This window comes from Streptomyces sp. NPDC058008 (assembly GCF_042886395.1).
GTDB lineage: Bacteria > Actinomycetota > Actinomycetes > Streptomycetales > Streptomycetaceae > Streptomyces.
In genome coordinates this window covers 1-20,175 of the sequence record NZ_JBHVQX010000006.1, presented here as the reverse complement: position 1 = coordinate 20,175, position 20,175 = coordinate 1, and the positions used below count along the sequence as shown (strand labels likewise).

At 73.7% G+C, this 20,175-nt stretch carries 17 protein-coding genes, 1 pseudogene and 1 riboswitch; of the genes and pseudogenes, 9 read left to right on the top strand and 9 right to left on the bottom strand.

Features of this window, described 5'->3' with window-relative positions; genetic code table 11:
* Window positions 1-58: 58 nt before the first annotated feature.
* Entirely contained in the window at window positions 59-2,863 is a 2,805-nt protein-coding gene (locus ACFVS9_RS07615; protein WP_389930850.1) for an AAA family ATPase, read from the bottom strand.
* Between the two features lie 158 nt (window positions 2,864-3,021).
* Window positions 3,022-3,264 carry a hypothetical protein gene (locus ACFVS9_RS07610; protein ID WP_383116410.1) on the bottom strand — a complete coding sequence of 81 codons (243 nt, stop codon included), beginning with the start codon at window positions 3,262-3,264 and terminating at the stop codon, window positions 3,022-3,024.
* A 513-nt stretch (window positions 3,265-3,777) separates the two neighbouring features.
* On the opposite strand from ACFVS9_RS07610, the gene ACFVS9_RS07605 reads away from it, so the two are divergent.
* Window positions 3,778-4,353, top strand: coding sequence for a TetR/AcrR family transcriptional regulator (locus tag ACFVS9_RS07605; protein ID WP_383116409.1), 576 nt, complete (start codon window positions 3,778-3,780; stop codon window positions 4,351-4,353).
* A 139-nt stretch (window positions 4,354-4,492) separates the two neighbouring features.
* Here the strand turns inward: ACFVS9_RS07605 and ACFVS9_RS07600 are convergent, their stop codons facing one another.
* Complete coding sequence (locus ACFVS9_RS07600; RefSeq protein WP_389930848.1) at window positions 4,493-4,915, bottom strand: MarR family winged helix-turn-helix transcriptional regulator; 423 nt, start codon at window positions 4,913-4,915, stop codon at window positions 4,493-4,495.
* A 157-nt stretch (window positions 4,916-5,072) separates the two neighbouring features.
* On the opposite strand from ACFVS9_RS07600, the gene eno reads away from it, so the two are divergent.
* The 4 genes from eno (at window position 5,073) to ACFVS9_RS07580 (ending at window position 9,769) form a co-directional block, all read left to right on the top strand.
* Window positions 5,073-6,371: a phosphopyruvate hydratase gene (gene eno, locus ACFVS9_RS07595; protein WP_389930846.1), complete on the top strand. Its 1,299-nt coding sequence runs from the start codon at window positions 5,073-5,075 to the stop codon at window positions 6,369-6,371.
* Between the two features lie 246 nt (window positions 6,372-6,617).
* Window positions 6,618-6,694, top strand: a riboswitch (cobalamin riboswitch).
* A gap of 120 nt (window positions 6,695-6,814) precedes the next feature.
* Window positions 6,815-7,930 carry a FecCD family ABC transporter permease gene (locus ACFVS9_RS07590; protein WP_389930845.1) on the top strand — a complete coding sequence of 372 codons (1,116 nt, stop codon included), beginning with the start codon at window positions 6,815-6,817 and terminating at the stop codon, window positions 7,928-7,930.
* A complete protein-coding gene (locus tag ACFVS9_RS07585) occupies window positions 7,930-8,703 on the top strand; it encodes an ABC transporter ATP-binding protein (RefSeq protein ID WP_383116405.1) in 774 nt (257 codons plus the stop codon). Before ACFVS9_RS07590 ends, ACFVS9_RS07585 begins: the two co-directional genes overlap by 1 nt.
* A gap of 40 nt (window positions 8,704-8,743) precedes the next feature.
* Entirely contained in the window at window positions 8,744-9,769 is a 1,026-nt protein-coding gene (locus ACFVS9_RS07580) for an ABC transporter substrate-binding protein (protein WP_389930843.1), read from the top strand.
* 8 nt (window positions 9,770-9,777) lie between these two features.
* On the opposite strand, the gene glpK is transcribed toward ACFVS9_RS07580, so the two are convergent.
* The gene (gene glpK / locus ACFVS9_RS07575; protein ID WP_383116403.1) at window positions 9,778-11,295 is read right to left on the bottom strand and encodes a glycerol kinase GlpK; all 1,518 of its coding nucleotides are present in this window, start codon (window positions 11,293-11,295) and stop codon (window positions 9,778-9,780) included.
* Between the two features lie 27 nt (window positions 11,296-11,322).
* Window positions 11,323-12,168, bottom strand: coding sequence for an MIP/aquaporin family protein (locus ACFVS9_RS07570; protein WP_383116402.1), 846 nt, complete (start codon window positions 12,166-12,168; stop codon window positions 11,323-11,325).
* Between the two features lie 350 nt (window positions 12,169-12,518).
* On the opposite strand from ACFVS9_RS07570, the gene ACFVS9_RS07565 reads away from it, so the two are divergent.
* Entirely contained in the window at window positions 12,519-13,631 is a 1,113-nt protein-coding gene (locus ACFVS9_RS07565; protein ID WP_389930841.1) for an AI-2E family transporter, read from the top strand.
* A gap of 65 nt (window positions 13,632-13,696) precedes the next feature.
* Here the strand turns inward: ACFVS9_RS07565 and ACFVS9_RS07560 are convergent, their stop codons facing one another.
* The 4 genes and pseudogenes from ACFVS9_RS07560 to ACFVS9_RS07545 all read right to left on the bottom strand — a co-directional run bounded on the left by ACFVS9_RS07560 (window position 13,697) and on the right by ACFVS9_RS07545 (window position 16,729).
* Window positions 13,697-14,518 (bottom strand): DUF1684 domain-containing protein, encoded by an 822-nt coding sequence (locus tag ACFVS9_RS07560; RefSeq protein WP_389930839.1) that lies wholly within the window; start codon window positions 14,516-14,518, stop codon window positions 13,697-13,699.
* 47 nt (window positions 14,519-14,565) lie between these two features.
* Entirely contained in the window at window positions 14,566-15,174 is a 609-nt protein-coding gene (locus ACFVS9_RS07555) for a GNAT family N-acetyltransferase (RefSeq protein ID WP_389930837.1), read from the bottom strand.
* A gap of 190 nt (window positions 15,175-15,364) precedes the next feature.
* Window positions 15,365-16,342 (bottom strand): annotated as a pseudogene (locus ACFVS9_RS07550) (PLP-dependent cysteine synthase family protein); the annotation flags it as partial.
* Window positions 16,343-16,585: 243 nt separating this feature from the next.
* On the bottom strand, window positions 16,586-16,729 hold the full coding sequence (locus ACFVS9_RS07545; protein WP_383116398.1) for a putative leader peptide: 144 nt from the start codon (window positions 16,727-16,729) through the stop codon (window positions 16,586-16,588).
* 242 nt (window positions 16,730-16,971) lie between these two features.
* Here ACFVS9_RS07545 and ACFVS9_RS07540 point away from each other — a divergent pair, with 242 nt between their 5' ends.
* From ACFVS9_RS07540 to ACFVS9_RS07530, 3 genes are all read left to right on the top strand, one after another.
* Window positions 16,972-17,112, top strand: coding sequence for a putative leader peptide (locus ACFVS9_RS07540; protein WP_389930835.1), 141 nt, complete (start codon window positions 16,972-16,974; stop codon window positions 17,110-17,112).
* A 311-nt stretch (window positions 17,113-17,423) separates the two neighbouring features.
* Window positions 17,424-18,521 carry an LLM class flavin-dependent oxidoreductase gene (locus ACFVS9_RS07535; RefSeq protein ID WP_389930834.1) on the top strand — a complete coding sequence of 366 codons (1,098 nt, stop codon included), beginning with the start codon at window positions 17,424-17,426 and terminating at the stop codon, window positions 18,519-18,521.
* 10 nt (window positions 18,522-18,531) lie between these two features.
* A complete protein-coding gene (locus tag ACFVS9_RS07530) occupies window positions 18,532-19,887 on the top strand; it encodes an NtaA/DmoA family FMN-dependent monooxygenase (RefSeq protein ID WP_389930832.1) in 1,356 nt (451 codons plus the stop codon).
* Window positions 19,888-20,175: the final 288 nt, after the last annotated feature.

Below are 20,175 nucleotides of genomic sequence, written 5' to 3'. Positions count from 1 at the left end.
CCGGGAGCAGCGCCGTTCGGGCCGGGCCCCGCTCGGTCCGCACCGGGCGGGGCCCGGCTCACACGTCGCCGAACCTCGCCGCGAGCTCCGCGCGGGAGGTGACGTCCAGCTTCGGGAAGATCTGGTACAGGTGCGAGGCGACCGTACGGGGTGACAGGCGCAGCTGCTCGCCGATGGCACGGTTGGTCAGGCCGCGGGCCGCCAGTCGGGCGATGGTGAGCTGCTGCGGTGACAGCGCTTCGAGGGCGTCGGCCCCGGAGTCCCCGGAGTCCCGGTCCTGGTGCCCGGCCGTCGCCAGCCCTGTCGCCCTCAGCTCGGAAGCCGCCTGCTCCGCACGGGAGCGGGCCCCCAGGGCCCGGAAGACGGACTCGGCCGTGGCCAGCGGTGTACGGGACGCCGTGACGCGGCGCCGACGCCTGAGCCAGGCCCCGTGGCCGAACCGGGCCATCCCGTGCAGCAGCGGCCACGCCTCGATCCCGGGCTCCAGCGCCCGGCGGTAGCGGTCCTCCGCCTCCGCGTCGGGAGCGAGGACCGCGTCCGCGTACGCCAGGATCCGCTCCAGCAGCGGCGCCCGTCCCGCTGCGGTCAGGGACGCCACCTGTGCGACGACCGTCCTGGCGTCCTCCGCCTCGCCCGCGGGCGGCGCGGCCTCGGAGAGGAAGGCGAGCCCCCAGAACTCCGCGTAAGCGCACGGTCCCGACGGCTCGGTGAACAGGCCCCGCAGCCGGGCGTACGCCTCGGCGTAACGGCCCGTGCCCGACGCGGTGAGCGCGCGGGCCAGGGAAGCCAGGTGCAACTGCCGGTCCTGGCCCAGCCGCAGGGAGGCCTCCTCGACCTGCGCGGCGTACTCCAGCGCCCGTCCGTGGTGGCCCCGCAGCGCCTCGACGATGCCCAGCGTCGCGGTGGCCCGCGCCACCCAGTCGGGCTGTGCCGTGCGGCCCGCGATCATCCGGCCCTCCTCGGCGAGGGCGAGGGCGGTGTCCCACTGGCCGCCGAGCCAGATCTGGCCCATCGCCCTCGGTACGAGGATCTGCGGAAGCCGCCCGTGCCGGCCCGCGGCGCGGACGGCCGCCTCCGCCTTCCCGAAGTGCGTGGCCGCCCGGTCGAGGTCGCCGGTCAGGTGGGCGACCTGGCCGAGCAGGTTCGGCTCGTCGCCCGCGGGCAGTCCGGGAACGGGGCGCGGTTCCGCCCGCGGGAGCACCGACAGCGGGTCGGTCAGCGCCATGACCGCGAGGTCACGCGCGTCCCAGGGCGCCGACCGCAGCTCCTCGAACGTTGCCCGGATTACCTGGCGTTCGCCGGGGCCCGCCTTCTGCCACCAGCACCTGCGGGCCGCCGCGTGCAGCAGTTTCCTGGCGAGCGCCGGCTCCCGCGAGGCCACGGCGCGAGCCGCCTCGCACAGCTCCGTGATCCGCTCGCGGCCGCCGCCGGTGTTGCCCGGCAGCAGCTCGTGCACCCAGAGCAGCAGCGCACGGCCGAACGTCCCGAGCCCGGCCGGGTCGATCTGCCGCGCATGACGCAGCGCCTGGTCCACCAGACCGTGGTCGCAGGCCAGTTCGGCGGCGCGCAGCAGCCGGTCCGCCCGGCGCCCGGGGTCCGCGGAGAGACGGGCCGCGCCTTCCAGGGCGGCCAGCGCCACGAGTACGCCGGTGCCCGCGCGGGGGCCGGCGCCGGCCAGTGACTCCAGCCGCCCGGCCAGCTCCTCGTCCGGACCCGCAGCGACCCGGGCCGTGTGCCAGGCGGCGTGGGCGGGGCTGCCGACGCTCTGCCCCAGCATCGCGTGGACGGCCATCCGCCGGGCCGTGGACTCCAGGTGCAGGACCACGGGGCGCACCAGCGGCTGGGGAAAACGCAGCAGGCGCCGCCGTGCCGTTGCGCCGGCGGCGGGCACCTCGTCATCGGTGACGAGTCCGCGGGCGATCGTCTCGGCCAGCCCCGCGCCGGCCGCGTCGCTGCTGCCCAGCAGCAGGGCGCTCGCGCCCAGGACGTCCTGGGCGACGGCGGAGACGCTCAGCGACGCGACGAGCAGCACGCCACGGGCCGGGACCGACAGTCCCGCCAGATCCTCCGCGTACGCCTCGGCGAGCCGGGGCGTTGCCGACAGCATGCCGAAGCCGGCTTCCTCGCCGAGGTGCCCGTCGCCCAGCGAGAGTTCCGTGAGCGCCAGCGGGTTTCCCCGGGCCACCGCGAGGACGAGGTGTTCCTCGGCGTACCCAGTGGCCCGCCCGGCACGGGTGAGGACGGCGCGGGCCTCGGGACCGGGCAGCGCGCCGAGCGTGGCGGCGAGCTGATCCGGCGCCGCCGGTGCGCCGGGGGCCGCGCGCTCCGAGACGATCACGCCCACACGTGTCCCGGGGCACAGCCGGGCCAGTGCGTTCAGGGTGTCTCGGCTCGCGCTGTCGAGCCGGTCGAGGTCGTCGACACACAGCAGGACCGGTCCCGGCTCCACGGCCAGCAGGTTCAGCACGGCGGCGGCCAGTTCGGCGGGTGGCGGCACGGTCGGGCCGCCACCGAACGCGGACTCCAGCACGGCGCGTTCCGTGGCCGGCAGGCAGGGCACCCGCGCCAGCTCGGGCCGCAGGAGACCGTGCAGCGCGGCATGCCGTACACCCCGCTCGCCCGGCGCCCACCCCGTCGACAGCACACGTATGCCCTGGTGTGCGGCGGCCGAGGCGGCGTGACGGAGGACGGCGGACCTGCCCGTGCCCGCGGCGCCGTTCAGCCGGAGCACCCGTCCACCCCGGGACGCACCCGCCAGCAGCGCCGTCACCAGCGCCTTCTCGTGCTCACGGCCGAGCAGACCGGCGTCGTCCGAGCCGGTCCGGTGCGCACCTGTGCGGTCCGAGCCGATGTGCGTGCCCACTTCCTGCCTTCCCACATGTCCTCAACGAACAGCGGATACGTCCTGATCCGTCCGCCGACGTGTTCCCGGGTGTGTCCCGCGCTCGCACGTGTCCTGCCGCTCACCGGAACGCCGGGCCCGTCCCACGCCCGTCCGTACCGCGTGTGAGTACCGCACAGTCATCGGCGTGCTCGCTCCACCGGGTGTCCGCGCTCGGTCCCGGCCGCAGCGCAGAGGGTGCGGACGCTGACGTCGGTGCCGAACTCGGGACGGCGGAAGACCCGGTCGATCGGACGGCACTCCCGTGCGTCCGGCAGTTCCACGACGAGGGGTGCGGCCGTGGTCGGTGCGATCATCGTACGCCGCCAGGATCCGCCGGCGTGCCGGGTGAGGATCTCTCCCACGTAACGGCCGAAGGCCACGAGGGACTCCGCCCTGTCCTCCCCGGTGGCGCGCCCTCGGCCCGGAAGCCGTCGACGATGTCCTCCACCAGCAGGACGCTCTCAGGACTGTAGTCCAGTTCCGCACCGCTGATGTCCGCGGCGGTCGCGACGACGGCGGCGTGCCGGGCCGCGCCGCCGGGCTCACGCGGGGGGTTCAGGTCGGGCTGATGCCGTCGAGGCTGACCGCACGTCGTCGCAGCGGGGCACTGCCCTGCCCGTACCGGCACACGGCCCGGTACCGGGAGGGCGCACGGCCGGCCGGTCCGTGCGGCGCGGGTGCCGGGGCAGCGGCCGGCGGTCACGTGCGTGCAGTCGATCGACTTAAGCCGCACCTCGCCCGTGCTGCCAGAGTCGGGTCTGTGTTCCGTCCCGCCGCCCCGGGGGTCCCGGACCGGGCGCGCCCCGCCGCACCGTGACCGATCCCCCGTCCCCGCGCGGCGACCCCGCCGACGAGCACCTGCCCGCGGACCCCGCCGACGAAAGGATCCCGCAGTGGCGCGCCCTCGTGGGTTCGACACCGACACGGCCGTGGAACAGGCCATGAGCCTGTTCCGGCGGCAGGGCTACCACGCCACGCCCATGCCCCGGCTGACGGCGCTGCTGGGCATCGGCAGCGGCAGCCTGTACGCCGCGTTCGGTTCGAAGGACGGCCTCTACGCGCGGGCTCTGGAACGCTACTGCGACGGACTGGTCGCCGCTCTCGACCGGGAGGTCCGGTCCGGCTCCGACATCCGCACGGCACTGCGCCGCTTGCTGATCACCATGGTCACGGACGACGTCGCCGACCCCGAGAGAGGATGCCTGCTCGTCAGCGCGACCACGGAACGCGCGGCCCACGACGGCACGGTGGAACAGGTCCGCATGGCGATGAACGCCGTCGGCGCGGTGCTCACCGACGCGCTGCGCCGGGCCCGGGAACGCGGGGAACTGCGCGGCGAGCACAGTCCGGTGGAGCTCGCCCGGTTCCTGACGACGTTCATCCAGGGCATCCATGTCATGGGCCAGGCGAGGGCCGACCGGGAGTTCCTGGAGTCGGCCGTCGCCGGGGCGCTGAGAGCGCTGGACTGACGGAGCTCCGCAGGGCCGGGGCACCGCGACGCTGATCCCGCGCGGCAGGGACACCGGGGCGCGGACGGCGGGTGGGGTGCGACCGTCCGGCGCCCCGGGAGCAGGCCGACGCGGTGCGCACCGGCAGCCGCCGCCGTACCTAGCGTGCCGCGAGGCGCTTCAGCATCGCGGCGCTCCGTGCCAGCAACGCCCGCTCCTCATCGGTGAGTTCGGATTCGATGGCCCGGGCGAGCCAGCCGGCCCTGCGGCCCCGCTCCTCCTCCAGGGCGGCCCGGCCCGCGTCCGACAGCTCGACCAGCGACTTGCGGCCGTCCGTGGGGTGCGCCCGGCGCGTGATCAGGTCCTGTTCCATGAGCAGGCCCACCGCCCGGGCCATCGACTGGGGACGCACCCGCTGATCGACGGCGAGGTCGCTGGTGGTCATGGCGCCGTTGCGGTCGAGTGCGCCGAGCACGGCGACCTGGGTCAGCGGGATGCGGTCCTCGTGTTTGACGCGCCGGGTGAGCTCGCCCATGGCGGTGCGCAGTTCGGCGGCGATGGCAGCGGCTTCCGAGGTGGGCATAGGGCACTTTACCGCGCGGTCGGCAGCGCCCGGTCTGCCTCTACAGCAATGCTGTACAGCAAAACTGAACAGCATTGCTGTATGGTTTTGCTGTCGGGCCCAGCGCCAGCGTCGTCGCAGCCGGGGCCACGGCACACGACGACGGGAAGGAACTCCCATGTCCGCACAGCAGGCCCGAACCGCCATCGAGACTGTCACCGCGCGCGGGATCATCGACAGCCGGGGCAACCCCACGGTGGAGGTCGACGTCGTCCTGGCTGAGGGGTCCCTGGGGCGAGCGGCCGTCCCCTCCGGCGCCTCCACCGGTGCCCGGGAAGCCGCGGAACTGCGTGACGGAGACCCGGCGCGCTGGCACGGCAAGGGCGTCGACCGCGCGGTGGCCCACGTCAACGGGGAGATCGCGGCAGCCGTGCGCGGCCGGGACGCGGCGGACCAGGCAGGTCTCGACGCCGCTCTGGTCGCCCTCGACGGCACTCCCACGAAGTCCCGGCTCGGCGCCAACGCGATCCTCGGAGTCTCCCTCGCCGCAGCCAAGGCCGCCGCGGCGGCACACCGCCGCCCGCTCTACCGCTACCTCGGGGGCGCCGACGCCCAGCTCCTGCCGCTCCCGATGATGAACATCATCAACGGCGGCGCCCATGCGGACAATCCGCTGGACTTCCAGGAGTTCATGATCGCGCCCGTGGGCGCGGACACCTTCGCCGAAGCCGTCCGCATGGGCAGCGAGATCTTCCACACCCTGCGCCGCGACCTGCTCGCGGCCGGTCACTCCACCGGGGTCGGCGACGAGGGCGGGTTCGCGCCCTCGCTGCGCACCGCCGAGGAGGCGCTCGACTTCGTCCTGGCCGCCGTCGAGCGCACCGGCTACCGTCCCGGCACGGACGTCGGCCTGATCATGGACCCGGCGTCGTCGGAGTTCTTCCGCGACGGGGTGTACGACTACGCGGGGGAGGGGGTGCGCCGTACCTCCTCCGAACAGGCCGACTACCTGGCCGGACTCATCGACGCCTACCCCGTCCTCTCCATCGAGGACCCGATGGCGGAGGACGACCTGGACGGCTGGCGCGAGCTGACCGCCCGCGTCGGCGACCGCTGCCAGCTCACCGGCGACGACGTGTTCTGCACGGACGAGGCGCTGCTGCGCGAGGGGATCCGCACCGGCGCCGGCAACTCGGTACTCGTCAAAGTCAACCAGATCGGGACCCTGACCGAGGCGCTGGCGACGGTGGACACCGCCCACCGGGCGGGCTGGACGGCCGTCATGTCCCACCGCTCGGGGGAGACCGAGGACACCACCATCGCGGACCTGGCGGTGGCGACCGGCTGCGGACAGATCAAGACCGGCTCGCTGTCCCGCTCCGACCGCACGGCGAAGTACAACCGGCTGATCCGGATCGAGGAGGAGCTGGGAGGCTCGGCGCGCTACGCGGGCCGTTCCGCGCTGCGCCGGGGGTGAACGGCGGGCGGAGACGGGGAACACGCGGCCCACGGTTCCGGCCGGGAGCCACGGCCCCGGGCCCGTGAGCGCGGGAGGAGCGGTGCCGCACCGCGGCGGGGGCGCCCCGGGTCCGGCGCCCGGGCCCGGCCGTGGCACCGGGGCGTGTCCGAGCCCTGGTGCCACGGGAGTCGGGCGCGGACGCGGCGCCCGGCTTCCCCGTGGCCGCGAGCGGAGGGACACGCGCTAAGCTGCAAGCGCCTCGTGGGGGAAGTCCGGTCGAAGTCCGGCGCTGACCCGCAACGGTAGGCGGAACGCGATGCGATTCGTAAGCCCGATCACCCGCGGTGGTGAAGCTCCTGTCAATCGCCGTGGACTGCGAGAGGCGCTGCGCACGGCGCCTGGCGTCCGGGCCGCTCCTTGGAATACGTAGGTGCACGGCCCGAGGCGAAAGAGATCCGCCTGTGGCCACGCCCCGTGACCGAATAGCCGCCGTGCCGACCCACGGCGCCCGGACCCGGACCGGAGGCGCGCCGCCCGCCTCCTCACGCCTCCCGCTCCCCCTGATCGTGACCGGCCTGTGCGTGGCGCTCCCGCTGTCCCTCGCCTGCGGGGCGGGGATCGGCGCCTCCGGAGTCCCCTGGGGTGAGGCGCTGCACCACATGTGGGCCGGGCTGACCGGCGGGACCATCACCCCCGACGAGGTCCCCTCCTACACCATCGTCTGGGAACTGCGCCTCCCGCGCGCCGTGCTGGCGGCCGTCGTCGGTGCGGGGCTGGCCGCCATCGGCGTCGCCGTACAGGCCATGGTGCGCAACGCCCTCGCCGACCCGTTCGTCCTCGGCATCTCCTCCGGCGCGGCCGTCGGCGCCAACGCCGTGCTCATCTTCGGGGCGTTCGGCGCACTCGGCATCTGGGCGCTGTCCACGGCCGCCGCCCTCTCCGCCCTGCTCTCCATGGTGCTCGTGTACGCCATCGCCCGGACCGCCCGCGGGCTGACGCCCCTTCGCCTCGTACTCACCGGCACGGCGATGTACTACGGCTTCTCCGCCGTGACCACGTTCATGGTGTTCGCCGCCGAGCGGGGCGAAGCCGCCCGCTCCGCCATGATGTGGCTGCTCGGCAGCCTGGGCGGAGCCACCTGGTCCTCCGTCCCGATCGCCGCCGGTGCCGTGCTCGGCGGACTCGTCCACCTCGGCTGGTCCGCGCGCCGCCTGAACGCCCTGGCGATGGGGGACGAGACCGCCGCCGCGCTCGGGGTGGACCCCGCGAGGCTGCGCAAGGAGCTCTTCCTCGTCTCGGCGGCCGTCACCGGGGCGGTCGTCGCGGTCAGCGGGGCCATCGGCTTCGTGGGCCTCATGGTCCCGCACGCCGCACGCATGCTGGTCGGCGCCGACCACCGACGGCTCCTCGCCGTCGCGCCACTGGCCGGCGCCGTCCTGCTGATCTGGGTGGACGTCCTCTCCCGGGTGGTGCTCGCACCGGCCGAACTGCCGGTGGGCGTACTGACCGCGGCCGTCGGCGTGCCGTGCTTCGTCCTCCTCATGCGCCGACGCGGCTACACCTTCGGAGGCGTGTGATGCGGGTCGACGTGGAAGCGCTCACCGTCGAGATCGCCGGTGCGCGGCTGCTGGAGGAGGCCACCCTGCGGGCGGGCTCCGGGCAGCTCGTCGGCCTCGTCGGTCCCAACGGCAGCGGCAAGTCCACCTTGTTGCGCTGCGTCTACCGGGCCCTGCGGCCCTCGGCCGGTGCGGTGAGGGTCGGTGGCGATGACCTGCGGGCCCTGAACGCGCGGGAGAGCGCGCGCCGACTGGCCGCGCTTCCCCAGGAGGCCGCCGCGGAGTTCGACTTCACCGCGGCCGAGGTGGTGGCCATGGGCCGGCTGCCGCACCAGGGGCCCATGGCCAGGACCACCGAAGAGGACCGCCGGACGTGTGAGGCGGCACTCGCGGGGGTCGGGGCCGCACATCTGGCCGACCGCGGCTTCCTGACCCTCTCGGGCGGTGAGAAGCAGCGGGTCCTGATCGCCCGCGCGCTCGCGCAGCAGCCCCGGGTCCTGGTACTCGACGAGCCGACCAACCACCTCGACATCGCCCAGCAGCTGGAAGTGCTGGCGCTGGTCCGGGAGAGCGGACTGACCGTGCTCACCGCACTGCACGACCTCAACCTCGCCGCACTCCACTGCGACCTCGTCCACGTGATCGACGAAGGGCGCGTCGTGGCCTCCGGCGCACCGTACGACGTCCTGACGCCCGAGCTGCTCGCCGATGTCTTCGGCGTACGGGCGCACCGCGTACCGCACCCCGGGACCGGAGCGATGCAGTTGCTCTTCGACCGCCTCCCCTCCGCGTAACCCCTCCCCGCCGCACCCGCCTCAAGGAGTCACCGCTGTCATGCCGCGCTTCGCACGCCCCGCCGCCCTCGCCCTGGCCGTCGCCACCCTCACCCTCTCCGGCTGCGGTGCGCAGGTCACCTCGTCCCAGGGGAAGGAGGGCGGGTCCCGGGCCGCCGACGGCCACTACCCGGTGACCGTCGAGAACTGCGGCGAGAAGAAGACGTACGACGCGGCGCCCCGGCGTGTGGTCACCAACGACGTGGGGATCACCGAGATCATGTTCGCGCTCGGACTCGAGGACCACATGGCGGGCTACGTCATGCCCGACGACAAGGGGGACCTCACGTCCGTCCCCTGGAAGGACGGCTACGGGAGGACCACGTGGCTGTCGAAGGAGCGGATCAACAAGGAACTGGTCCTGGACGCCCGCGCGGACCTGGTCTTCGCGGGCTGGAACTACGGCTTCAGCGAAGGCGAGGGTTTCACCCCCGAGGCGTTGCGGCGCGTGGGCGTCGACTCGTACCTGCTCAGCGAGTCCTGCCGGAACGGACAGGGCAAGGCCCGCGGGGTGATGGCCCCGCTCGACGCGCTCTACACCGACCTGCGGAACCTGGGCAGGGTGTTCGACGTCGAGGGCAGGGCCGAAACCCTCATCGCCTCGTTCCGGAAGGAGGTGGCCGCAGCCCAGGCGAAGGCACCGAAGGGGGCCGACCGGCCCCGTGTCTTCCTCTACGACGACGGGCAGGACAAGCCCCTGACCTCCGGCGCCTACGCCGGGCCGCACGACATCATCACCAAGGCCGGCGGCGACCACATCATGAAGGACCTCAAGGACAGCTGGACCACGGTGGGCTGGGAGACCGTCGTCGCCCGCGACCCGGAGGTCATCGTGATCAACAACTACGGTGACACGACGGCCGAGCAGAAGCGGACGTTCCTCAGGTCCTACAAGCCGCTCGCGAACGTCTCCGCTGTCAGGAACGACCGCATCGTCGTCCTCGACTACGTGGACCTCGTGGAGAGCCCGCGCAACCCCGCGGCCATCAGCTCACTCGCCGCGGAACTGAGGAACGTCGGCTCCTGAAACGGCCCCTACGGCACCTTCACCCAGTCGAGGGTGCGCTCCACGGCCCGCTTCCAGCCCGCGTAGCCCTCCTCGCGCCGGTCCTCGGACCACTGCGGTGACCACCGCTCGGACTCCTGCCAGTGGGTGCGCAGTTCGTCGGTGTTCTGCCAGAAGCCCGTGGCCAGACCCGCGGCGTACGCGGCGCCCAGGGCGGTGGTCTCCGCGACGACGGGGCGGCTGACCGGGACGCCGAGGACGTCGGCCTGGATCTGCATGCAGAGGTCGTTGGCGGTGACCCCGCCGTCGACCTTGAGCACGTCCAGGTGCACGCCGGAGTCCTGCTCCATGGCCTGGACGACGTCGCGGCTCTGGTAGCAGATCGCCTCCAGGGTCGCGCGTGCCAGGTGGGCGTTGTCGTTGTACCGGGCGAGGCCGACGATCGCGCCCCGGGCGTCGGAACGCCAGTAGGGGGCGAACAGGCCCGAGAACGCGGGGACGAAGTACATCCCGCCGTTGTCCTCCACGGTGCGGGCGAGCACCTCGCTCTCGGCCGCGGTCTTGATGATCTTCATCTGGTCGCGCAGCCACTGCACCGCGGATCCGGTCACGGCGATGGAGCCCTCCAGCGCGTAGACCACCGGACTGTCGCCGAACTGGTAGGCCACGGTCGTGAGGAGGCCGTGCTGGGAGCGGACCAGCTCGGTTCCGGTGTTGAGCACCAGGAAGTTGCCGGTCCCGTAGGTGTTCTTGGCCTCGCCGGGGGAGAAGCAGACCTGGCCCACGGTGGCCGCCTGCTGGTCGCCGAGGACACCGCCGATCGGAACGGCGGCGCGCAGCGGCCGGGAGGTGCGGGTCGCGCCGTAGGCCTCCGGGTGCGACGAGGGGTTGATGGTGGGGAGCATCGCCCGGGGGATGCCGAAGAACCCCAGGAGTTCCTCGTCCCAGTCGAGGGTCTCCAGGTCCATCAGCATGGTGCGGCTGGCGTTGGTCACGTCGGTGGCGTGGATGCCGCCGTCGGGACCGCCCGTCAGGTTCCACAGCACCCAGGCGTCCGTGTTGCCGAAGAGGGCGTTGCCCGCCTCGGCCGCCTCCCGTACGCCGTCGACGTTCTCCAGGATCCACTGGATCTTGCCGGCGGAGAAGTAGGTCGCCGGGGGCAGCCCGGCCTTGCGGCGGATGACGTCACCGCGACCCGAGCGTTCGAGCTCCGCCGCGATGACGTCCGTGCGGGTGTCCTGCCACACGATGGCGTTGTAGTAGGGCCGCCCGTTGCGCGGGTCCCACACCACCGTGGTCTCACGCTGGTTGGTGATCCCGATCGCCGCCAGGTCGCCCGGCGCGAGGCCGCCGTACCGCAGCGCGTTCTGCATCACGGAGTTGGTCCGCTCCCAGATCTCCACCGGATCGTGCTCGACCCAGCCCGACCGGGGGAGGATCTGGGCGTGCTCCAGCTGGTGCTTGGCGACCTCGTTGCCGCCGTGGTCGAAAATCATGAACCGGGTGCTGGTGGTCCCCTGGTCCACCGCGCCGATGAAGTCCGCCATGATGTGTCACCTCTCCGGGCGGTGTGGTCAGTCCTGGGGGGCCGGGACGCGTCCCGGCGGCTCGGGTTCCGCGGTGGGCAGGAACCGGCTGACGAATACCTTGTACAGGCCCGCACCGAGCAGACCGCCGACCAGCGGGCCGACGATGGGGACCCAGAAGTAGAGGTTTCCGTACTGATCTCGCCATGCTCCGCTGTACCCGGTGATGAAGCTCGCCAGCCGGGGGCCGAAGTCGCGGGCCGGGTTGATCGCGTAGCCCGCGTTGGTTCCCCACGCCATGCCGATGCCGACCACGACCAGGCCGATGATGAACGCGCCCAGGTTGGCGCCCGGCGGTGTGTTCAGCAGGTCGGTGATGGCCATGATCAGCAGCAGCAGGATCGCCGTGCCGATCACCTGGTCGCGGAACGCGCCCCACTCGTGGACCGGCAGCGCGGGGTTGCCGTTGGCGGGGAGGGTGGAGAACACCGTCTGCGTCTTGATGGTGTGACCGGGGTCGGCCTTCGCCAGCGCCTCGGTGTAGTTCCAGCGCACGAGGAGGGCCGCCACGAACGCGCCGGCCGTCTGGGCCAGGGCGTAGGGCGCGACCTTGCGCCACGGGAACCCCCGGTACGTCGCGAGGGCGAGGGTCACCGCGGGGTTGAGGTGGGCACCGCTCAGCCGGGCCGCCACGTAGACGCCGAGGGTAACGCCGAGACCCCAGGCCCAGGCGATGCTGTCGTGGTCCCCCAGACCGCCGGGCGGGTTCGTCAGGGCCCCGCCCGCCGACACCTGGGCCACCACACCGCAGCCGAAGAGGATCAGGATCATCGTGCCGGCGAACTCCGCCGAGACCTCGGCGAACAAGCCGGATCGTTTACGCAACCGCGCCATGGAAGCTCACCCTCCGCCGGCTGACCGGCCGTCGACTGCCCGAGCAATTTCGGTCAGGCTAAGACGGGTCACGCCGACGCGCATATCAGGATGAATCAGGCGCGGTCGGATCGTCGTGCCACGGCTTCCCGGACCGCGCCCGCCGCCGTGCCGCGTGCGGGGCGGCCTCCCGCCGCGCCGGTACGGGACGGGACGGCCGGACGGCGGGCGGATGATCGCCACCGGCCCGCCCGGGGACGTCACGGGCGCCGGTCCGGACAGCCGTTGCTCTGTTCGTGTGGGGGAGCGGGCCCGGCCCGCGCGGGACGGTGCGGTCCTCGGGGCGGCCGTGGGCCCATAGGGTGAATCGCATGTCAGTCACGTTGAGCTCCACCAGGACCCGCGCCGCCCTCCGCGTGTCCGCACGCGTCTCGGGCGAGCTGCTCCTGGTCCTTGCCATGGCCGCGGTGGCGGTGTGGGCGCTGGGCCGCATGTGGTCGGTCGTCTGGCCGCTCATAGTCGGCCTGCTGCTCACCACCCTGACGTGGCCCATGGCGCGATACCTGCGCCGGCGCGGGTGGCCCCCCGCGCTCGCGGCCTCCGTCGTGACGGTGGTGTTCCTCCTGGTCGCCGCCGGGGTCGCGGCCCTGATCGCGGTGCCCGTGGCCTCCCAGTCCGGCGAGCTGGCCGACGGAGTGGTGGGCGGCATCCAGAAGGTGCGCGAGTGGGCGTCAGGGCCGCCCCTCAACATCGGCGACGACCAGATCACCGGTGCCTTCGACTCCGCGACCGCCCGCATCCAGGACAGCCTCGGCAGCCTGGTCACCACGCTCTTCACCGGGGTGAGCACGGTGGTCAACGGAGTGGTCACCGTCGTCCTGGCCGTCTTCCTGATGTTCTTCATGCTCAAGGACGGCCCCCGGTTCCTGCCGTGGCTCGCCCGCCAGCTCCCGGGCCGGCTCGCGACCGATGTCCCCACGGTGGCGGCGCGGGGCTGGGAGACCCTGGGTGAGTTCGTACGCTCCCAGGCGTACGTCGGACTCCTCGACGCCGTCCTCATCGGTATCGGCCTGTGGATCATGGGCGTGCCCCTGGTGCTGCCCCTGGCGGTGCTGACCTTCGTGTCCGCGTTCGTCCCGATCGTGGGCGCCTTGTTCGCCGGATTCGTCGCGGTCCTCATCGCCCTCGTGTCGAACGGACCGACCGACGCGCTGATCGTGCTGGCGATCATCGTCGTGGTGCAGCAGCTCGAGGGCAACGTGTTCCAGCCCATGATCCAGAGCCGCGGGCTGGGCCTGCACGCCGCGGTGGTCCTGCTGGCCGTGACGCTGGGCGGCAGCCTGGCGGGCATCGTGGGCAGCCTGCTCGCCGTTCCCGCGGCCGCGCTGGCCGCGGTCGTCTGGAACTACGTGCGCGAGCAGCTCGCCGAATCGCCGCAGGAACCGGAGCCCGAACCGTCGGAGGGCGCCGCCGTCCCGTCGTGACGCGCCCGTCCGGCCGCCGGGCCCCCGGCGCGCCACGGCCGGACGGCAACGGCGCCCTCTGTGCGTCAGGGCCGTCCGCCCCGCTCCAGGGGGATCCTCTCGCCCGCCTCGACCGCGACCGTCAGCCGGTTCTCCGCCGGAGGCAGCGGGCAGGTCGCCAGGTCCGTGTACGCGCAGGGCAGGTTGGCCGCCCGGTTGAAGTCGAGGGTCACCCTCCCCCCGGTGTCCGGCGGCCCGATCTGAAGGGCGCGGTTCGCCGCGTACGTCGTCACACCGGAGGTCCCGTCCGTGAACAGCACCATCAGACCGCCGGGGCTCCCGCCGTCGAACGCCGTGAGCCGGTGCACCGCTCCTCCGAGTTCGAACTCGACCTGCCCGGGGGAGTCGTAGACGTGCTCCAGGCCCTCGACGGCCGCGCCGACGGTCACCGGGCGCGGGCGGTCGAACGGCACGAACCGGCCGTCGCGCACCCAGCGGGGGTCGGGGGCGTACGCGGGGGTCGCGGTGAACGCGGTGCGCAGCGCGTTACCGGGGTGGCGGGGGCGCAGGATGTCGTGTCCGCCGCGCCGGGCCACCTCGGCCACCGCGTCGCCGAAGCCCGCGTACAGGCTGTCCCGTTCACCGATGACCCCGAACGCGTACCGGCCGCGGACCGTTACACCGTCCACGGTGAGTTCCTCGTCCTCCGCGAGCTCGACCACCACCCCCTCCGGAGTGCTCGACCACGCTCCCGGGGCGTCGTCGAACCGGGTCGGTCCGGGGTTCAGCCAGTGCAGGCCGGTGATCGCGAGAAACCCGTGCGGGGCGGCCAGCACCTCCTCGCGCTCACGGTGCCACCGCTCCCACTCCCTGGCGAAGGCCACCTCGTCGACGTCGTGGACTGTCATGTTCGCTCCCTCGTGTGCGGCGGCGGTCGCGGGCCGGGCCCGCGCCCTCACAGGTCCTTGGCGTAGCAGACGCTGAACGGGTCCGTGTCGTAGGGCGGGTAGCAGGGGATCCGCTGCCAGCCCTGGCGTTCGTAGAGCGCCATGGCCTCCGGTTGCAGCTTTCCGGTCTGCAGGGCGAGCCGGGTGACGCCGAGCGCCCGGGCGCTGGTCCCGACGGCGTCGAGCGCCGCCCTGGCCAGGCCGCGCCCCCGGTACCCGTCGTGCACGTAGACCCGCTTGACCTCGTGGAGGCCGCCGCCGTCGGGCCCTCGGAGCCGGCGCAGCGAAGCCATGGCCACAGGGTGTGCCCCCTCGTGGGCGAGCCAGGTGGCCACGATCTCCGAGGCGGTCGGCGGGTCCGCCTGCCGGCCCGCGCGCTGCGCGTCGAACGGGGCGTAACGGGGCCGCAGTTCGGCGTCCATCCGGGCGCGCAGCGCCCGCGCGTCGGGGTGCTCCCAGTCGACGGCGGACCACCGTACCGCCGTGCCGGGGTGCGCCCCGGCGGGTTCCGGGGACGTCCCGGTCCGGCCCCGGGGGACCGCCGCGACGCCGCCGTACGGTGCCGGGGTGGCGGCCGGTCCGGTGCCCGGTGCGAGGGCGTCGGCGTCCAGGGTCACCGGGCACCGTCCTCTGTCGGCCCGGGGCCGGTCCCGCTCGCGGTCGGGGCGGGCGCGGGGAGTGCGGGAGTCATCGTGTCGTGCTGCCTCTCGTCCTGTGGGTGGTGTACTGCTGGCCGCTCCGTCAGCGGGGCGCGTCCGGTCCCGCGGTGGCCGCCGGAGAGTGCGTGGCGCCTGCGGGAAGCTCGCTGTCGAGCAGGCCGGTCCCGCGCAGCCAGTCGTCGTCGAAGACCTTGGAGAGGTAGTTGCGGCCGGAATCCGGCAGCAGGACGACCACCAGGTCGTCCTTGCTCAGCCCGGCCGCCACCCGCAGAGCCGCGGCGACCGCGGTGCCGGCGGAGCCGCCGACCAGCAGCCCCTCCTCCCGGGCCAGGCGCCGGGCGGTCAGCAGGGAGTCGCGGTCACTGATCCGCTCGAACCGGTCCACGACCGCCGGGTGGTAGGACAGCGGCCAGGTGTCGTCCACCGTCTCCGGATGACGGAACCTGCCGATGCTCTCCACCTGGTACGGGCCCCCGTCACCGCCCGAGTAGACCGAGGCCTCGGGGTCGGCGCCGACCACCGTCACCCGCCCCCCGCTCACCTCCTTGAGGTACTCGCCGGTCCCGGTGATGGTGCCGCCGGTGCCGATCCCCGACACCAGGTGCGTGATCCGCCCGTCGGTCTGGCGCCAGATCTCCGGCCCCGTGGTGCGGTGATGGGCCTGCGGATTGGCCGGGTTGTCGTACTGGTCCGCCAGCCAGCCGCCCGGTGTCTCCGCGGCGACGCGGCCGGCTACGGAGTGCACATGGCGGGGGTGCTCGCGGGGCACGTCGCTCGGGCAGACGACGACCTCGGCCCCGTAGGCCCGCAGCACGGCGATCTTCTCGGCGCTGCTCCTGTCCGGGACGGCGAAGACGCACCGGTAGCCGCGTTGCGCGGCGACCATCGCCAGGCCGACACCCGTGTTGCCCGAGGTGCCTTCGACGATGGTCCCGCCCGGCAGCAGCTGTCCCGCCCGCTCGGCGGCCTCGACCATCGACAGCGCGATCCGGTCCTTCACGCTGCCCCCCGGATTGACGTACTCCAGTTTTACGCAGACGGGTGCGGGCACCGCGCCCGTGACGCGGTTGAGCCGCACCAGCGGGGTGTTGCCGACCAGATCGGTCAGGGATGCGTGGACGTCCAAGGCGGTGCTCCTTGCGTCGGGGGCGGCTCCGGCCGTCGAACCCGCGGTACCGGCCCCGCGCCCGGCCGGCGGCATAGGGGACGACCGCGGGTTCCCGGGGTGCGGGTCTGTGGTGGGGCGAAGACTTCGTCCACCGCGCCCGGAAGCCCGCCGACGGCGGGGCGGGCGGGAATCAGGACCGACGGCCGGCCGGGATCAATCGGGCGGGCAGCGCGGGGCCGGAGAAGCGGTGAGGGGCGTGGATCAGGCCGGACAGAGGGCGCTGGAGACGCGGCGCAGATCTATGTGCCGACGGGCCGCGAAGCGCGGACGGAGGAACCCCGCGCAGCGGGTGCCGGTAACCCGGCTCGGAGGCTTCGCCCCGGCGGTGGCCGTACGGTACGGCATGGGTGACGCCGTCCTTTCGCACACGTGGCGTCGTCCGCCCGGGACGACGCCAGGCAACGTATCAGCTCGGACGCCGCGATGAGAAGGAAGCTCCGGCAGGGGGGACCGCGCTCGCCCCACGGGCCACGGGGCGCCCGGACGGCATTGTTCAACCGTGGTCGAACCGTTACCGTGAGGCGAGATCACACGTCGGCAGCGGTGGACGAGCTGCCGACCGACCCGAGGGCTGCGAGGTGACCGGCATGGCGACGCGCCCCTTCCGTGCGTGCGAGAACCGCCTGCCCCACCACGCCGGGGCCTGCGCCCCCCTGGTCGCCCGGCGCCACGTCGACCTGCTCCGGGTGAGCAGCGCGCTGTGTCCGGGGACACCGCCGCGCCACTGAGCGCGTACCCGCCGCCCGCACCGGCCGGCGCCCCCCTGCGACCGCGCACCGCACTCTCATCCGCGTGCCCCCGCCGCCAGTTCCGTCCCCGCTCGTAGGTCCTGCCCGGGCTCCCGACGGCCCAGGAGCACCGGGGCCGATCACGTGGGCCCGTGACTGCCGGGTGCCGTGGCACCCGCGGTCGTGCCCGGGAGGGCCGACCGGCGCGGGCCGCCGCCGGGCCGCCAGGTCCGTACGCAGCTCCGGGCGTCGTGCGCCGTTCCGTGCCGACTCCTCGCCCGCTGAACCGAATCCGACCGGAGGCACATCCCATGACCGACCGAGAATCCGGGCCCACCGGCCTGCGTCTCGCCCTGGAGGTGGACGGCGACGGCGCCCACCCGGCCGCCTGGCGCCACTCGGGCCGCCCGCCGGGTGCCGTACTGGCCCCTGGAGCGCTGCGCGAGGTGGTCGCCGCCGCCGAGAACGCGGGCATCGGCCTCGTCACCTTCGCGGACACGCCGCTGCCGCCCGATCCGGGCACCGGGGTGGCCGGGCGGCTGGAGGCCGGAATCCGGGCCTCGTACGTCTCCCCCCTCACCGACCGCGTCGGCCTCGCGCCCACCCTGCACGTCGCCACCACGGAACCGTTCCACCTCGCCACCCAACTGGCCAGCCTGGACCACGCCTCGCACGGCAGGGCCGGCTGGGTGGTCGGGACGGCGGCGGGCGCGGCCGAACTCGCCACCATCGGGGGAGCGGCCCTCCCCGCTGCCGCGCTGGCCCGCGAGGCCGCCGACGTCATCGACGCCGCCCGTGCCCTGTGGGACTCGTGGGACGACGACGCGGTCATCAAGGACGTGGCGACCGGCAGGTTCCTCGACTCGGGACGGGTGCACCACATCGACTTCGAGGGCGCCACCTTCACGGTCAAGGGACCGCTGATCACTCCGCGACCGCCCCAGGGCCAGATCGTGGTCCTCGCTCCGGACGTCCTGGACGCCGACGCGCGAGCCGACGTGGTCCTGGTCGCCCGGCCCGACCGCGCGGCGATCGCGACCCGCGCCGCCACGGCCAGGGAAGCGGGCGCGCCCCTGGTCTTCGCCGAGGTGGAGGTGGTCCTCGACGCGTCGGCCCCGGCGGCCGACCGGCTCGCCGAGCTGAACGCCGCCGCCGACTGGCCCGACGCCGGGCGGCTGCGCCACGTCGGTTCCGCCGAATCCCTGCTGGACCTGCTGCGCGACCTGTCCGGTGCGGTCGACGGCGTCCGGCTCCACCCGGCCGTGCTCGCCGTCGACCTCCCGGTCCTGGCCGAGCGGGTGCTGCCCGAACTGGCCGCGTCCCGGCCCCGGGCCGGCGGCACCCTCCGCGACACGCTCGGCCTTCCCCGCCCCGCCGGCCGGTTCGCCGCCGCTACCAGGAACGCCTGAGGTGAGTGTCATGACCGATCAGAACTCCCGCCCGCAGCTCCACCTCGGTGTCTTCTTCACCGGTGTCGGACCCCAGTTGATCTGGACCGATCCGCACGCGCCCTCCCACACGGAGTTCGAGACGTTCGTCGAGATCGCACAGGTCCTGGAACGCGGACTGTTCGACGCGTTCTTCCTCGGAGAGGGCCTGCGGGTGCGGGAGAACCGGGGCAAGGTCTTCGACCTGGACGTGGCCGGCCGGCCCGACGCGATCACCCAGCTGTCCGCCCTCGCCGCGGTGACCCGGCGGATCGGTCTGGTGGCCACCCAGAACACCACCTACAACTTTCCCGCCGACCTCGCCCGCAGGCTGGCCGGCCTGGACCTGCTGTCCGAGGGGAGGGCCGGCTGGAACATCGTGACCACCGACAACGCGTGGACCGGGGCCAACTTCCGCCACGGGGGCTGGCTGGAGCACGAACGCCGCTACGCGCGCGCGGGACGGTTCGTCGAAGCGGCCAAGGAACTCTGGGCGTCCTGGGCCCCGGACGCCGTCGCGCCCGACGGGCGGGCTGAGGCCTGGGCGCGCCCCGGTTCCATCACCCCGGTGGAGCGGGACGGGGACCTCGTCACGTTCCGTGCGACGGCCACGGTTCCGGGCAGCCGTCAGGGCCGCCCGGTGCTCTTCCAGGCGGGCGACTCCGACGGCGGCCGAGAACTCGCCGCCCGCCACGCCGACGTCGTCTTCTCCGCGAACACCGACTACGGCAAGGCGGTGGCCTACGCCGCCGACCTGCGGGAGCGCCTGGCCCGTCACGGCCGGAGCCCCGACTCCCTGCGGATCCTCCCGGGCGCGAGCGTCGTCCTCGGCGACACTCCCGCCGACGCGGAGGAGAAGGCGCGCTGGGTGCGCGGCGAGCAGGTCAACGGGCCGCGGTCGATCGCCTTCCTCGAGCAGTACTGGGGCACCGACCTGTCGGGCTACGACCCGGACGGCCCGCTGCCCGACATCGAACCCGGCGAGGAGGAACTGGACCCCTCACGCGGCACGATCTCCGTCGAGCGGCGCACCGGGAAGCAGGCCCTGATCCGCAAGTGGCGGGATCTCGCGGCGGAACGCGGGCTCTCCATACGGGACCTGGCGCTCGAAGTGTCCCCGGGGCACCCGTCCTTCGTCGGCACCCCGGCGGCCGTCGCCGACGAGTGGACGCGCTACGTCAGCACCCGCGCCGTCGACGGCTTCAACCTCCTGCCGCATCTCCTCCCGGCCTCCGTCACGGACATCGTCGACAGACTCGTCCCGGAACTCCAGGAGCGCGGCGTCTACCGCACCGAGTACCGGGGCACCACCCTGCGGGAGCACCTCGACCTGCCCGCACCGGGGTAGGAGCCCGGGGCACGGAGCCGCCGTGCCGGAGGGCCGTACGCGACCCGGGCACGCCCCGGCCCCGGCGCTCGACCACGCCGGGGCCGGGGCTCGGACGTGACCGGCGTGGGCCGAGGGGCCGATGCCGTGTCCCGCGCTCTCCGGTCCGCGAACGACCCGCCCCCGGACCGGTGGTGAAGCCTGGCGCGGGCGGGGGGCGGCGCGCGGGGGGCACCAGCCCCCCCACCCCCCCCAGTCAAGCGTCTCACGCCCGGACGCCACCAGCACGTATGAAAAAAAAAACAAACA